Here is a 14,172-nt window from a genome sequence, read left to right as displayed (position 1 = left end):
TGCTACGATTCCAGTCGCCGACATACCCAGAGCGGTAGCGGCTGGTGCGCCGCCACCGTACCGGACGAGCGATCAGAGGATCTTCGCGGCGCTCTCCAGCGTCTTCCAGACGCCCCAGGCGAGCGGAATACCGACGAAGGCCCAGAACAACACTACTTTGAGATCAAGACCGCCCTTGCCGATCCCAAACGAGCCGTGCTGGATCGCGGCCGCGCTTTTGGCACTTGCCGCCTGTAGCTTCGCAACCTCGGCGTCGCTCATGTGCCACCGCGGATCGACCGGCTTGATCAGGTAGTTGCAGATCAGGCCCCCGACCAGAGCATATACATCGTGGTGTTGTAGAGCTGATCGCGTGGCACGCCCGCGGCAAGCTGGAATTCACGGAGATAGTTCACCACGACGGGGCCGATGATGCCGGCGGTCGACCACGCGGTCAGCAAGCGGCCATGGATGGCGCCGACGAACTGCGTGCCGAACATGTCGGCCAGATAGGCGGGAACTGTGGAGAAGCCGCCGCCATACATCGACAGGATAATGCCGAAGCCAAGCACGAACAGAAGCTTCGAGCCCATCGCCGCGAAGGTCGGAGCAAGCGCGTAGAGCGCGATGCCGAGGATGAAGAACGTGTAGTAGGTGTTCTTGCGGCCGATCTTGTCCGACAGCGAGGCCCAGACGAAGCGGCCGCCGATGTTGAACAGCGACAACAGTCCGGCAAAGCCTGCCGCAATCGCCGCGATCTGCGCCTTCTGCGACACGTCGAGCGCGTTGAAGCCGACATTGGGCAGTCCGATCAGCTTGCCGGCGAAGATCTCCTGCAGCATCGGCGAGGCCATGCCGATCACGCCGATGCCGGCCGACACGTTTAGGCACAGCACCCACCAGATCAACCAGAATTGCGGAGTCTTGTGTGCATTGTCGAGATGTACGTGATGTTCGGAGATCATCGCCTTCCTCTCGCTCGACGGCGTCCACCCTTCCGGCTTCCAACCGCTCGGCGTCACACGATAAGCGAAGGCGCCGATCATCATGAAGACGAGATAGATCACCCCCATCACAACGAGGGTTTGCCAAACTCCAACGCCGCTGGCGCTCTTGAAGTAGTTCATCAGCATGTTGGCGAGCGGCGCACCGATCATCGCACCGCCACCGAATCCCATGATCGCCATGCCTGTCGCCATTCCGCGGCGGTCTGGGAACCACTTCAACAGCGTCGACACCGGAGAGATATAACCGAGGCCCAGACCGATACCACCGATGACACCTGCGCCGAGCCACATAATCCAGAGCTGGTGAACATAGATACCGCACGCACCGATCAACAGTCCTCCCCCCCAGCACAGTGCCGCGACAAAGCCCGCCTTGCGCGGGCCGACCCGCTCAAGCCAACCGCCCCAAATCGCGGCCGACACGCCGAGGAGCACGAAGAAAAGCGTATACATCCAGCCCAGGCTGGCAACTCGCCAGTCACACGTCGTGGTGAACAGTTCTTGCAGCAGTGACATGTCCAGGCAGGCTTTGCTCTGCGCAATGCCGATCGCGCGCGACAGCGGCAACCAGAACACGGAGAAGCCGTAGGCCATGCCGATGCACAGATGAATGCACAGCGCTGCCGGCGGCACCAGCCAGCGATTGAAGCCGGCCTTCGCGACGGTGCGCTCGCGATCAAGAATTCGCTCTCTCGTCACTCGCATGCCGCCCGCTTGCTCGATAGTTACCACTGATCCTCTCCTCCTGTTTCGGCCATAGCGCAAATAGTTGATGCTCGATCGCTGCCGAGCTCAGTGAGCTCGTTAAGGACTTCGAGAGTCCCCTCAAAGTTGCCATTCCAAAAATACATGCTGCGCAAGATGATGACCGCCATGTTGGCGGATTGTCCTGCAAGAAGCCCGCTGGGAGAGTCCTCGAACGCGAGGCACGCCTGTGCGGGCAATCCAAGACTCTCCAGAGCTTTGAGATAGGTGTCTGGCACTGGCTCTTCCGTTCGACATCTTCGCCGGAGATGATCGCCCGGAAGAGAGCTAACCACTCTTTGCGTTTCCCGATCAAAAGAGCGCTGCTCGACTCCAAGATCAATACAAGCGTTTCATGCTGCGATAGCAAACGCGCATCGATCTGGATTTGCGATTTATGAAATCAAAACGGCGCCTGTTGCCGTCTTTCTCGATAGTTAAGTCGTCGTTGCCAAAATACATGCTGCGCAAGATGGCGCAATCCAGCGTCCGCCTCATCCGGGTTTCCAGAATGGAATAGATGAAATCGACGGATTTGCATTCCAAACCGCCCGGCTCCGAATGATCATCAGGTGCTTATTCGGAGGAAATTGCGATGACGAGAATGCGAGCGGTCGACGCGGCGGTGCGTGTCCTAGAGCGGGAGGGAGTTTCCTGTGCCTTCGGTGTTCCAGGTGCGGCCATCAACCCCCTCTATTCTGCTCTGAAAGCACGTGGCTCGATCCGGCACATCCTGGCTCGTCATGTCGAAGGTGCCTCTCACATGGCGGAGGGCTACACTCGCGCTGTGGCGGGAAACATCGGCGTGTGTATTGGGACTTCGGGGCCCGCCGGGACCGACATGATAACGGGCCTCTACTCGGCGTCCGCGGACTCGATCCCTATCCTCTGTATCACGGGACAGGCTCCGCGTGCCAAGCTGTACAAGGAGGATTTTCAAGCGGTCGACATCGAAGCGATCGCAAAACCCGTCACGAAATGGGCCGTGACCGTTCGCGAGCCCGCGCTCGTTCCGCTGGTCTTCCAGCAGGCCTTTCACGTGATGCGTTCGGGCCGCCCGGGGCCTGTCTTGGTCGATCTTCCGCTCGACGTGCAGCTTGCGGAAATCGAGTTCGACGAAGAAACTTATGCTTCCCTTCCCGTTTACAAGCCGAGCGCTACTCGCAAACAGATCGATAAAGCGCTCGACATGCTGGAGGCCGCTGAGCGCCCCTTGATCGTGGCGGGCGGTGGAATCATCAATGCTGACGGCTGTGCCAAGCTGGTCGAATTCGCCGAGCTAACTAGCGTACCTGTGATTCCGACCTTGATGGGCTGGGGCGCGATTCCCGATGATCATCCTCTGATGGCTGGAATGTGTGGACTTCAGACCAGTCATCGCTACGGCAATGCGACGTTGTTAGCGTCCGATTTCGTGATCGGCATTGGTAATCGTTGGGCCAATCGGCACACCGGATCGATCGAAACTTATACGAAGGGCCGCAAATTCGTCCATATCGATATCGAGCCGACGCAGATTGGTCGCGTCTTCGGACCGGACTTCGGTATCGTGTCCGATGCCAAAGCAGCTCTCGAGCTGCTGGTCACGGCCAGTTTCGAGCGTAAGGAGCGCAAGAAGCTGAAGGGTCGGAGCGCCTGGGCTCGCGAATGCGCCGAGCGCAAGGCGAGAATGACCCGAGAGACCCATTTTGATCAGGTCCCGCTCAAGCCGCAGCGCGTTTATGAGGAAATGAATGCGGCATTCGGGCGGGATGCCTGCTACGTCACGGCCATCGGTCTGTCCCAGATCGCCGGCGGCCAGCTGCTCAACGTTTATCACCCGCGGCACTGGATCAATTGTGGCCAAGCCGGACCGCTGGGGTGGACCTTGCCCGCGGCGCTGGGCGTGCGAGCGGCCTGCCCAGACAAGAAGATCGTCGGTCTATCGGGCGACTACGACTTCCAATTCCTGATCGAAGAGCTCGCCGTCGGGGCTCAGCACAAGCTGCCCTATCTTCATGTGGTGGTGAACAACTCATATCTCGGATTGATCCGACAGGCGCAGCGCGGCTTCGATATGGATTTCGAGGTCAGTCTGGCGTTTGAGAACATCAATTCCGACACCGGAGGTTATGGTGTCGACCATGTGGCGGTGGCCGAGGGATTGGGCTGCAAAGCGCTTCGTGTGCGCAGCCCGAATGAATTCAAGGATGCGTTCGCGCGAGCGGAAGCATTGATGCGGGAGCATCAGGTGCCCGTGGTGATCGAATTCATACTGGAGCGCGTAACGAACATTCCGATGGGTACGGAGATCGACGGCATAAACGAGTTCGAGGATCAGCCGACCAAGCAGTCCAAGCTGTTGCCGACCGAATAACGGATCCGGGCGAACCATTCCGATCCCGTGGGCCGCCACGCCGATCCTCTACCGACCCAAATCAGGAACGACACCATGCCGAGATTTGCCGCTAATCTGACTATGCTCTTCGGAGAACATCCGTTCCTTGAACGTTTTGCGCAGGCTAAGTTTGCGGGCTTCTCGGGCGTGGAATATCTGTTCCCTTACGACTTCCAGAAGGATGCTCTGGCGGAGAAGCTGCAGACACTCGGCCTCGTCCAGGTCTTGCACAATTTGCCGGCGGGAGATTGGGCAGCTGGAGAGCGGGGCATCGCGGTGCTGCCGGATCGTGTTGAGGAATTTCGCGATGGCGTCGGTCGCGCGATCGAGTATGCCAATGCGCTCGACTGCCCGCAGCTTAACTGCCTGGTAGGCATCGTCCCGGACAGTGTGAGTGAGGCGAGAGCCCACGAGACCTTGGTCGAGAACCTGCGGTTTGCGGCAGAAGAGCTCAAGCGCGAGCGGATCAAGCTGTTGATCGAGCCTATCAACACGCGCGACATCCCGGGCTTCTTTCTTACAGGGACTGAACAGGCGACCGAGCTGATCGCCAATGTCGGATCGGACAATCTCTTTATCCAATACGACATCTACCACATGCAGATCATGGAGGGAGATGTCGCCGCTACCTTAAGGAAACACCGCGACCGCATTGCGCATGTGCAACTCGCGGATAATCCGGGCCGCAACGAGCCGGGTACCGGAGAGATCAACTACCCGTTCCTGTTCCGTCACCTCGACGAGATCGGCTATCGCGGCTGGGTTGGCTGCGAATACAAGCCGAGAACAACGACGACCGAGAGCCTAGGTTGGTTCTCTGAAGTCGAAGCTGAATGATCAATACCTCAGGGAGAAGTGTTCAGTGAGCAATCTCGGTTTCATCGGTCTCGGAATCATGGGCCATCCTATGGCCGGCCATCTACAGGCTGCGGGGCACCGCATGTTCCTGCATGACGTCAAGCCAGTCCCCGGCGACTTGGTCGAAGCGGGCGCAATCGCCTGCAAATCGGCCAAGGAGGTCGCCGAAAAATCGGACGTTATCTTCGTGATGGTTCCGGACACGCCGCACGTGAGCGCCGTGCTGTTCGACAAGGACGGGGTGGCCGACGGACTGAGTAAGGGAAAGGTCGTGGTGGACATGAGTTCGATCTCGCCTTTGGCGACGAAGGAATTCGCGAAGGCCATCAACGCCCGTGGTGCGGATTATCTCGACGCGCCCGTGTCCGGTGGGGAAGTTGGCGCAAAGGCCGCTTCGCTCACGATCATGGTGGGCGGTCCGGAGAAGACTTTCGATACCGTGAAGCCGTTGTTTGAGCTGTTGGGCAAGAACATCACCTTGGTGGGCGGCAATGGAGACGGGCAGACGACGAAAGTGGCGAACCAGATCATCGTGGCATTGACGATTGAGGCGGTCGGAGAGGCATTGCTGTTTGCCTCAAAGGCAGGCGCGGATCCCGCCTTGGTTCGCAAGGCGCTGATGGGTGGGTTCGCCTCGTCGCGAATTCTGGAGGTTCACGGGGAACGCATGGTGAAGCGCGACTTCGCCCCCGGCTTCCGTATCGAACTGCACCAGAAGGATCTTAATCTGGCCCTAGAAGGTGCGCGAGCGCTCGGATTGTCGCTGCCCGCGACCTCGACAGCGCAACAACTGTTCAACGCGTGTGTGGCCCATGGCGGAAAGGCGTGGGACCATTCGGCGATGGTGAAGGCACTCGAGCTGGCTGCTGGGCATGAGATCGGTCGTTCATGACGATGGGTCGAAAGTGAGCACCGACTATCGGGCCCTCTTGCTAGACATGTTCCGGGCGGCGGTGAGTTCCGCGACGCCTGACGCCTGTCTTTCGCGTCATCTTCCGGAACCTCCCACGGGGCGCACCATCGTCGTCGGCGCAGGTAAGGCCGCAGCGTCCATGGCCGCTGCGGTTGAAGCGAGTTGGAGTGGACCGATCGAGGGGGTGGTCGTAACGCGTTACGGCCACGGGTGCCGGTGCAGACATATCGAGGTCGTGCAGGCAGCTCATCCCGTCCCGGATGAAGCCGGCGTAAGAGCAGCGCGCTCGATCCTCGAGCGCGTGTCCGGACTTACGTCCGACGACTTGGTACTCGTCCTGATCTCCGGCGGCGGCTCCGCTCTGCTGTCCCTTCCGGCCGGGGCCATTTCGCTCGCCGAGAAGCAATCGGTCAATCGCGCGTTGTTGAACTGCGGAGCAAGAATTTCCGAGATCAACACGGTCCGGAAACATCTGTCCGACATCAAGGGCGGCCGCTTGGCGGCCGCCGCCGCCCCCGCAAAGGTCGTGACGCTCGCGATCTCAGACGTGCCTGGAGACGATCCGTCGACGATCGCCTCCGGTCCGACGGTGCCGGACGACACAACAAGTGAAGACGCCCTCGCCATTCTCGTCAAATACGGCATTGCCGCGCCGGATAGCATCGTTAGGCATTTGAAGAGCAAGGCGTCGGAGACGCCGAAGCCCACGGACCCGCGTCTGAAGGAGGTCTCGTTCCGCCTGGTCGCCACGCCACAAAAGGCGATGGAAGCCGCGGCACGCGTTGCACGCGATGCCGGCATCGCTTCGATCATTTTAGGAAGTTCGATCGAGGGGGAGGCGCGCGATGTCGGGTTGGTTCACGCCGGCATAGCTCGGCAATGCGGTGAATGGGGACAACCCCTCGAGATCCCCTGTGTCCTAATCTCCGGGGGCGAGACAACGGTGACTGTGGCGGGCAAGGGGCGAGGAGGCCGAAATGCCGAGTTTCTCCTGAGCCTCGGCATCGCGGCTGAGGGGAAGAATGGTGTGTGGGCGATCGCGGCGGACACGGACGGTATAGACGGGACCGAGGACAATGCGGGCGCGATTGTCACCCCCGAGACCTTGGCGAGGGCGGCGGCCGCTGGGATCGACGTCAAGGCAAGCTTGGCTGCAAATGACGCCTACGGCGTATTCGCTAGGCTGGACGATCTAATCATCACGGGGCCGACGTTGACAAATGTCAACGATTTCAGGGCAGTCCTGATCACGAGGAGGAGTTAGTCGTGCGTCGCTCCAGAAGTGCCAAGATCATCGCGACCCTGGGCCCTGCGAGCTCATCGCTCTCAATGGTTATGGCGCTCTTTCAGGCTGGAGTGGACACATTTCGTCTCAACTTCAGCCACGGGAGCCGCGAAGACCATAAGGCGCGGTTTGCGGCGATCCGGGAAGTCGAGCGCAAGGTCGGTCGGCCGATCGGCATCATGATCGACCTGCAAGGGCCGAAACTCCGAGTCGGTATATTCGCCGACGGGGCAGTCGAACTGCGGACCGGCGATACCTTTCTGTTGGATCTCGATCCGACGGCGGGAGACAAATCACGCGTCCAGCTACCGCACCCGGAGATCTTCGAGGCTCTCGTCCCTGGTACCGAACTGCTGCTCGACGATGGGCGACTACGGCTGGAAGTGTTATCCTGCCACAGGGAAGGGGCGACCACCCGAGTGATTGTGGGCGGCAAGTTGTCCGATCGGAAGGGCGTCAATCTTCCGGGTGTGGTCCTACCCCTATCTCCTTTTACCGACAAGGATCGCGCCGATCTCGCATTCGGATTGAAGCTTGGGGCCGACTGGGTCGCGCTCTCCTTCGTGCAGCGTCCGGAAGACATTGCGGAGGCTCGCAACTTGATAGGAGATCAAGCGCGCATCATGGCGAAGCTCGAAAAGCCTGCTGCCGTGGAGAACCTCGACGCGATTGTCGCATTGGCCGACGGCATCATGGTGGCACGAGGCGATCTGGGTGTTGAAATTACACCCGACAGGGTGCCTGTGATCCAGCGACAGATCGTCAGGGTGTGCCGTCGCGAGGGCAAGCCAGTGGTGGTTGCCACGCAGATGCTCGAATCGATGACAGGATCTCCTGTTCCAACGCGCGCGGAGGCATCGGATGTGGCGGCCGCGGTATACGAGAGTGTAGACGCCGTGATGCTATCGGCCGAGACCGCGAGCGGACGATACCCGGTCGAAGCCGTCAGGATGATGGACGCAATCATCCGAGGCGCCGAGGGCGATGCTTTCGCCTCAGCTCCGAAAGACGTCACACAAGGCAGAAACGGTGCTCATGCCGATGCCATCTGCTCTGCCCTTCGGATCGCCGCGCAGGTCGTCTCCGCGAAGGCCACCGTTGCCTACACTCATTCAGGCTCGTCGAGCATACGTGCCGCTCGTGAACGTTCCAGCGCACCGCTTCTGAGTCTAACACCCTTGTTGACGACCGCGCGCCAACTGACGCCGGTGTGGGGCGTTCATTCGATGGTGGTCGATGAGATTTCGGACGAGGCGTCGATGACCAGGTTGGCATGCCAAGCTGCCCTTGCGGCCGGGTTCGGAAGCGCGGGCGACAACATCGTCATCATCGCCGGCATTCCGTTCGGCGTATCGGGGAGTACCAACCTGCTTCGTACTGCATCGCTTTCGTTAGGGTAGGAGATCGTCAAAGCTGGGCGATGCAATCTTAATGGAGCCGGATGAGGACGTAGGGATGGCGCAGGGGAGGAGAGGCCTGTTCCACCAGTCTCCTTTGAATCGCGGCAACAGGAAGTTGATGAGAGCAATCGACTTGCGGGGTACCAGCTTCGGCGAAGGAAATACGGCGTGAAGTTGTTGGTCGGGCAGTGCGAAGTCGTCGAGAACAGTGACTATATTGCCGGCGCGCAGCTCATCGACCGCGACATAGCGCGGGAGAATAGCGATGCCGAGGTCCAGCTTCACCGCAATCAGCACAGTCGAAAGATTGTTAGACCTCAGGCGGCCGTTGACGACGATCGTTGTCGACGTCCCAGCGGAAGACCTGAGTTGCCACGCCGCGTCATCCTGTACGCTGGAGTAGACGATGCAATCGTGACCGGCGAGATCTTTCGGCTCATACGGAGTTCCCCTTGAGCGCAGGTATCTCGGCGAGGCAACCATCACCCAAGGATTGGATCCGAGGAAACGGCTGCCAAGGCAGGAATCGGGTAGGCGTCCCATTCGAAGCGCGACGTCGATGCCGCGGGAGACGAGATCGACGTAGCCATCCTCACAGGCGATATCCGCCTTCAGATGAGGCTGCTCGCGCATGAATTCGATGAGTAGGGGAGAGACGATCCGTCGCCCGAAAGTTACTGACGTCGAAATACGTAGAACGCCTTCCAGCGCCTTGCTACGTCGTCCGACGGATGCATCTGCCTCGTCGATCTCCGAGATTATCGACTTGCTGCGTTCGTAGTAGATGCGCCCCTCTTCCGTAAGGCTTATTCCCCTGGTGTTGCGGTTGAGGAGCCTTGTACCCAAGTGCTTCTCGAGCTGCGTTACGTGTTTGGTCACCGTGCTCTGGGATATCGTCATGTCGTCGGCCGCCCTCGAGAAGCTGCCGAGTTCGACAATGCGTTTGAAGACCCGTAACCCAGTCAAGTGGTTCATCGGCCTGCCGTCCCGGGTTCAGAGATCGATTTCCAGGTCGGAGATAGGAATGTTGGAACACAGCAGTTGATGTCCCGGGCGCGGCTTGGCCGGTGTTTCTCGCACTTTTGCCGTTTCGCCTGATAGGACCTTCTGCGCGCATTTTCCGCACATGCCGGTCCGGCACGAGTAAGATGCTTCCAATCCCAAGCCTTCGGCGAACTCCAGCAGAGTGCCATGTTCAGGTTTCCAAGTCGCGGATGTCCCTGAACGAGTGAAGTGTACCGTTCTCGGCTCGACGGGCGGAAGAACGTCGCGTTCGTCCGGGTCGACGATATCATCGCTCTCGCGCCCTAGCTGCTCGGAGTGTATGCGCAGAGAACCGATACCCATTGTGTTCAGCTCGGCGACGACCCGTGCGACGAAGCCGTTGGAGCCGCACACGTAGAAGTCGCAGTCGCAGTCCGGTAGGAAGGCCCGAAGGTCGGCGAGCACGATTTCTCCATGCTGGTCGAAGTCCTTGTCTTTCCGATCGATCGGCTGCGGGCGATCAAACCAGATGCGCCATGTGGCGTTGGGGAGGTCTCCGCGGAGGGAGCCAAGCTTCCCCTTCAGGGCGAACGTCGATCCATTGACCGTGCTGTGGAAGAAGCGAAGCTGGTGGCGCGGCGCCCGAACCGCCAACTCCTCCGCAATTGCAGCGAGAGGCGCCTCGCCGACACCAGCAGTAATGAAAACCAACGGGCGCTCGAGTTGTTCGGGGAGGTGGAAATGGCCGGCCGGTCCACACGCCTCCAACACATCGCCATTGACTGCCTGGCGGCGCCAATAGTCTGCGGCACGCCCGGTCTCTTCGCCTCGACCGGGATGTTTGACCGTGATCCGATACGTTTTGGGCTTCGGAGAGAAAGCCGAAAGCGCGTATGCGCGCTCGCCGATGCCTGGAATTCGGAACAGCAGGTGTTGCCCTGCACGGAACGGTTGAAGAGGAGCGTCACCATCCGAAGACAGGTAGACGGACGTGGTGTTCGGGGTTTCCTCGACTTTGCGAACCACTCTGTAGGTGCGGGGTTGCATGTCCCAACTCCATTGGTGAATACTTAAAAGTTTCTTATCAGGAAACTTTCTGTCGATCAATGGGTGTCTTTCCTTGGAGTTTGGTGTCAATTTGGGATAGATTCGGCGGATACCGTGTGATGCGCACGGCGAGCGAGGAAACATGGATATCAAGGTGTCGAAGGCGGACGTGCCTGGCCAGGCGGCGGACGTCCTAGGCAAGCGGATCAGGAAGCTGCGCAAGGTGCGTGACCGCACTCTCGAATCCCTCGCCCAAGAGGTTGGCCTAACCAAGGGCTATCTTTCCAAGATGGAGACCGGGCGCCAGATTCCCCCTCTCGCGACGCTATCGAAAGTAGCTCATGCCCTGGGCACCGATCTAGCGAGCCTACTTGAGACGGGAACGGCCAGCGGGACGCCAGATGTCGATGCCGGCGTGTCGCTCGTACGCGCTCACGAACGACGCCCGGTGATACGTGGAGGCTCCTCGTTCGGATACGACTATCAGTCGCTGGTTCAGAGTGCGGCAGGCCGGCACATGACGCCGTTCCTCTTTACGTTTCCCCAGCAGATACTGAAGGAAGTTTTTTTTGAGCACGCCGGTGAAGAAATCATTTTCGTCCTCAGCGGGGTGGTGGAATTTGAGATCGGCGACCGCCGCTACGAATTGATGCCGGGCGATTGCATCTATTTCGACGCGAGGCTCCGACACCGCGGTAGAGGCAAGAGCGGAGAAGCGAAGGCCTTGGTAGTGATGCTCGAGAAAGGTTTGCCGGAGGGCTAGAATTTGCCAGCCTGCTCCGTCAAAAAAACGGCGGGACGCGACGCGTCCCGCCAAGTCTTGGGAGAACTGAATTGCTGGTCAGTTATTTGGCCGCGACGGGCTCCTTCTTGGCGCCACCTTCGACACCGAAGCCGGCCGTGTGGCCGAAGACGTTCGGCTTCCGATAGACTGCCAACAGGATCGCGCCCTCATCGCTGCGCGTCTCGTGAAAGGACCCCGGCTGTCGCCAGACGAATTCGCCGGCACGGCAGATTCCGTCGTGATCGTAGAATGATCCCTCGAGCACGAAGCTCTGTTCGAGCTCGGGGTGCTGATGGAACGGGAGGCGTGCGCCGGGCTCCCATTTGAGCAGGCAGGTCAGCTCGCCAACTTCGGGCCGCTCATACAGCACCTTGATCTGAATGCCTTCGAACTGCGACGGCTTCCAATCGATGTCCTGCGGCTTCACGTATACAGAGCCACCCGCGGTCGGTTCTTTGGTAACGAAACGTGGATCCATTGTATCCTCCTTGCGCCAAAAGTATCCTATTAGGATACAAAATGGCGCCGCTTGTCAACCTCGAATTTGAGGGCTTGGTCTCCTGGGGATCAAGCCGAAGCGGCGAACGTTGGAAATGCGCCGCCGTTGGGGTGCCAGGCGTATTCGATGATGCGGGCGGTCTCAGCCGCCACTTCGTGCCCCCGGAAGCGACCGATCAGATGAAGCGTGGTGTCCACCGCAAGGACAACCCCCCCACCTGTTATCACCGGTCCCGAGTCAACATACCTGGCCTCGGTCGTCTGAACCTTCGGATGAAGCTTCGCCATTTGGCTCAGGGGGGGGTCGATGCCGCGCGGCGCGTTGCGACGTGTCGTGGCGGTCTTGCCTTCAAGAAGTCCAGCGCCGGCTAAGATAAGCGCTCCGGTGCAGACGGAGGCGACAGTGCCCTCTTTGTTGAACGACCGGATGAAGTCCAGGGTTGGTTGGTCCTGACTGAAGGCGGGCCAGGTTGCTCCACCCAAGATCATGAGAACGTCGCCTGACGGACAATCGGAGAGGTCGTAGGGCGCGATGATTTCAAGGCCGTTGGCCAATCGAACGACACCGCGGTCCTTGGCCACGATGGCCATCTCGATCCCAGGATCGACCCGCCTGGCCATCGATAGAACGCCAAAAGTTGCCCCGACATCAATGGGTTCGACCTCGTCATAGACGTGGATGATGAAACGTGTGGATGCCATCATTTTTTCTCCGAGATAAGAAACATTCCGCTCCGTTAGTATCTCATATGGAAACTTAGTTGACAATCCGAGCTTACTTCGCGCATGCTTGGAGCAACAAGAGGCACGCTAAGGCTCGTTTTTGTAAACTAGGAGGAAACAAATGACCACGCTTGAAGCTGTTGCGCCGGCCGAAGGGGAGGTGCAATCGAAGCTCCGCCATATCGTTCTCGCCAGTGTCTTGGGTACCACCGTCGAGTGGTACGATTTCCTGATCTACGGCATGGGCGCAGCGCTCGCGTTCAACAAGCTCTTCTTTCCGAATTTCGATCCCTTGGTTGGCACGCTTGCCGCCTTCGGATCCTACGCGGTCGGCTTCGTGGCGCGCCCGCTCGGCGGAGCCGTCTTCGGCCATTTCGGTGATCGCCTAGGACGCAAAGCGATGCTGACCCTCACGATGGTTATCATGGGCGGCGGCACCTTCCTGATCGGCTTGCTCCCGACCTATGAGCAGATCGGGATCATGGCGCCGGTGCTGCTGATCCTCCTACGGCTTCTGCAGGGCATCGGGATCGGAGGTGAGTGGGGCGGCGCCGTGTTGATGGTCATAGAAAGCGGTGACGCGAGGAAACGCGGCTTCCTCGGCAGCCTCGTCCAGATCGGCTTCCCGCTCGGCATGGTGTTGGCTACCATCGTCTTTGCGGCCATCTCCAAGCTGCCCGAGGCCGATTTTCTCTCGTGGGGTTGGCGTGTCCCGTTCCTCGTGAGCTTCCTGCTCGTCGGCGTCGGCATGTTCGTCAGGCTCAAACTGGTTGAAACTCCGAAATTCCGCGATGTGAAGGAGCGCAACGAAGTCTCGAAGCTGCCGATCGCGGAAGTGCTGCTCAAGGATTGGAAGAACTTCCTGATCGCGGTCGGACTGAAGGTAACCGAAGTCGCGTGGGTCTACATTCTGACCGTCTTCGTAGTCTTCTACGCAGCATCGCGGCTCAATCTACCCCGCGCGTTGATTCTTGATGCCGTTCTCTACGCCGCCCTGCTCGAACTTATCACGGTCCCGCTCTTCGGACTGCTGTCGGATCGCATTGGACGCAAGCCCATGTACGCCGCCGGCGCACTGTTCTCGGCACTTGCGGCTTTCCCGCTATTCTATCTGCTGGACACAAAGGACCCCACGACAATCACGCTGACCATCGCGCTTACGATGAGCCTCAGTCACGGTCTGATGTTCGGTCCCCAAGCGGCTTTCCTGCCCGAACTGTTCGGTACGAAGGTCCGTTACAGCGGTGCATCGTTGGGTTGCCAGGTTTCGGCGGCTATCAGCGGTGGCTTTGCGCCCTTGATCGCGACCGGCTTGCTCACTTGGGAAAATGGCACCCGCTCGATCTCTCTCTACTTGATCGGGCTTGCGGTCATAACCCTCGTGGCCGTCTTCGCCTCTAAAGAAACGGCCTTCCGCGACCTCTGACGCATAGCGGAACGACGCTCAGATGTCTGAGCATATGCCCAATATATGGGACTCGTAACTCATAAAGAACAGGCCCGGAGGATTTGGCTCGTTGCGTCAACGGCTCCTCCGGCCAACCCGCATCCTTCTCGCAGCCCACCAGAGGAG

At 59.6% G+C, this 14,172-nt stretch carries 12 protein-coding genes and 1 pseudogene; 7 read left to right on the top strand and 6 right to left on the bottom strand.

Annotated elements, in window-relative coordinates; genetic code table 11:
• Positions 1–72 precede the first annotated feature (72 nt).
• Both AAFG13_RS20165 and AAFG13_RS20160 read right to left on the bottom strand, forming a co-directional pair.
• Positions 73–1,691, bottom strand: a pseudogene (locus AAFG13_RS20165) (OFA family MFS transporter).
• Between the two features lie 20 nt (positions 1,692–1,711).
• A complete protein-coding gene (locus tag AAFG13_RS20160; RefSeq protein ID WP_342713126.1) occupies positions 1,712–1,969 on the bottom strand; it encodes an HAD family hydrolase in 258 nt (85 codons plus the stop codon).
• Positions 1,970–2,325: 356 nt separating this feature from the next.
• On the opposite strand from AAFG13_RS20160, the gene gcl reads away from it, so the two are divergent.
• The 5 genes from gcl to pyk all read left to right on the top strand — a co-directional run bounded on the left by gcl (position 2,326) and on the right by pyk (position 8,563).
• Positions 2,326–4,086 carry a glyoxylate carboligase gene (gene gcl / locus AAFG13_RS20155; RefSeq protein ID WP_342713125.1) on the top strand — a complete coding sequence of 587 codons (1,761 nt, stop codon included), beginning with the start codon at positions 2,326–2,328 and terminating at the stop codon, positions 4,084–4,086.
• A gap of 75 nt (positions 4,087–4,161) precedes the next feature.
• On the top strand, positions 4,162–4,944 hold the full coding sequence (hyi, locus tag AAFG13_RS20150) for a hydroxypyruvate isomerase (RefSeq protein ID WP_342713124.1): 783 nt from the start codon (positions 4,162–4,164) through the stop codon (positions 4,942–4,944).
• Positions 4,937–5,857, top strand: coding sequence for a 2-hydroxy-3-oxopropionate reductase (locus AAFG13_RS20145; protein WP_342713362.1), 921 nt, complete (start codon positions 4,937–4,939; stop codon positions 5,855–5,857). The genes hyi and AAFG13_RS20145 overlap by 8 nt, the downstream gene beginning before the upstream one ends.
• On the top strand, positions 5,838–7,142 hold the full coding sequence (locus tag AAFG13_RS20140) for a glycerate kinase (protein ID WP_342713123.1): 1,305 nt from the start codon (positions 5,838–5,840) through the stop codon (positions 7,140–7,142). Before AAFG13_RS20145 ends, AAFG13_RS20140 begins: the two co-directional genes overlap by 20 nt.
• A gap of 2 nt (positions 7,143–7,144) precedes the next feature.
• On the top strand, positions 7,145–8,563 hold the full coding sequence (gene pyk / locus AAFG13_RS20135) for a pyruvate kinase (protein ID WP_342713122.1): 1,419 nt from the start codon (positions 7,145–7,147) through the stop codon (positions 8,561–8,563).
• On the opposite strand, the gene AAFG13_RS20130 is transcribed toward pyk, so the two are convergent.
• Positions 8,555–9,538: a LysR family transcriptional regulator gene (locus tag AAFG13_RS20130; RefSeq protein WP_342713121.1), complete on the bottom strand. Its 984-nt coding sequence runs from the start codon at positions 9,536–9,538 to the stop codon at positions 8,555–8,557. The genes pyk and AAFG13_RS20130 overlap by 9 nt on opposite strands.
• Positions 9,539–9,556: 18 nt before the next feature.
• A complete protein-coding gene (locus AAFG13_RS20125) occupies positions 9,557–10,654 on the bottom strand; it encodes an iron-sulfur cluster-binding domain-containing protein (protein WP_342713120.1) in 1,098 nt (365 codons plus the stop codon).
• A gap of 82 nt (positions 10,655–10,736) precedes the next feature.
• Here AAFG13_RS20125 and AAFG13_RS20120 point away from each other — a divergent pair, with 82 nt between their 5' ends.
• Complete coding sequence (locus AAFG13_RS20120) at positions 10,737–11,357, top strand: XRE family transcriptional regulator (protein WP_342713119.1); 621 nt, start codon at positions 10,737–10,739, stop codon at positions 11,355–11,357.
• Between the two features lie 82 nt (positions 11,358–11,439).
• Here the strand turns inward: AAFG13_RS20120 and AAFG13_RS20115 are convergent, their stop codons facing one another.
• Together AAFG13_RS20115 and AAFG13_RS20110 are read right to left on the bottom strand one after the other, a co-directional pair.
• Positions 11,440–11,856, bottom strand: a complete 417-nt coding sequence (locus tag AAFG13_RS20115; protein WP_342713118.1) for a cupin domain-containing protein — start codon at positions 11,854–11,856, stop codon at positions 11,440–11,442.
• 89 nt (positions 11,857–11,945) lie between these two features.
• Positions 11,946–12,581 carry a DJ-1/PfpI family protein gene (locus AAFG13_RS20110; RefSeq protein ID WP_342713117.1) on the bottom strand — a complete coding sequence of 212 codons (636 nt, stop codon included), beginning with the start codon at positions 12,579–12,581 and terminating at the stop codon, positions 11,946–11,948.
• Positions 12,582–12,720: 139 nt separating this feature from the next.
• Here AAFG13_RS20110 and AAFG13_RS20105 point away from each other — a divergent pair, with 139 nt between their 5' ends.
• Positions 12,721–14,025: an MFS transporter gene (locus AAFG13_RS20105; RefSeq protein ID WP_342713116.1), complete on the top strand. Its 1,305-nt coding sequence runs from the start codon at positions 12,721–12,723 to the stop codon at positions 14,023–14,025.
• Positions 14,026–14,172: the final 147 nt, after the last annotated feature.

It is taken from the genome of Bradyrhizobium sp. B124, from assembly GCF_038967635.1.
Classification (GTDB): domain Bacteria; phylum Pseudomonadota; class Alphaproteobacteria; order Rhizobiales; family Xanthobacteraceae; genus Bradyrhizobium.
This window is presented reverse-complemented; position numbering and strand designations above follow the sequence as displayed.

Bases quoted from the DNA above. Each gene is read 5' to 3' on its own strand.
- AAFG13_RS20115 (WP_342713118.1), bottom strand. From the start codon at position 11,856: ATGGATCCACGTTTCGTTACCAAAGAACCGACCGCGGGTGGCTCTGTA.
- AAFG13_RS20105 (WP_342713116.1), top strand. From the start codon at position 12,721: ATGACCACGCTTGAAGCTGTTGCGCCGGCCGAAGGGGAGGTGCAATCG.
- hyi (WP_342713124.1), top strand. From the start codon at position 4,162: ATGCCGAGATTTGCCGCTAATCTGACTATGCTCTTCGGAGAACATCCG.
- gcl (WP_342713125.1), top strand. From the start codon at position 2,326: ATGACGAGAATGCGAGCGGTCGACGCGGCGGTGCGTGTCCTAGAGCGG.
- AAFG13_RS20130 (WP_342713121.1), bottom strand. From the start codon at position 9,538: ATGAACCACTTGACTGGGTTACGGGTCTTCAAACGCATTGTCGAACTC.
- AAFG13_RS20120 (WP_342713119.1), top strand. From the start codon at position 10,737: ATGGATATCAAGGTGTCGAAGGCGGACGTGCCTGGCCAGGCGGCGGAC.
- AAFG13_RS20140 (WP_342713123.1), top strand. From the start codon at position 5,838: ATGAGATCGGTCGTTCATGACGATGGGTCGAAAGTGAGCACCGACTAT.
- AAFG13_RS20110 (WP_342713117.1), bottom strand. From the start codon at position 12,581: ATGATGGCATCCACACGTTTCATCATCCACGTCTATGACGAGGTCGAA.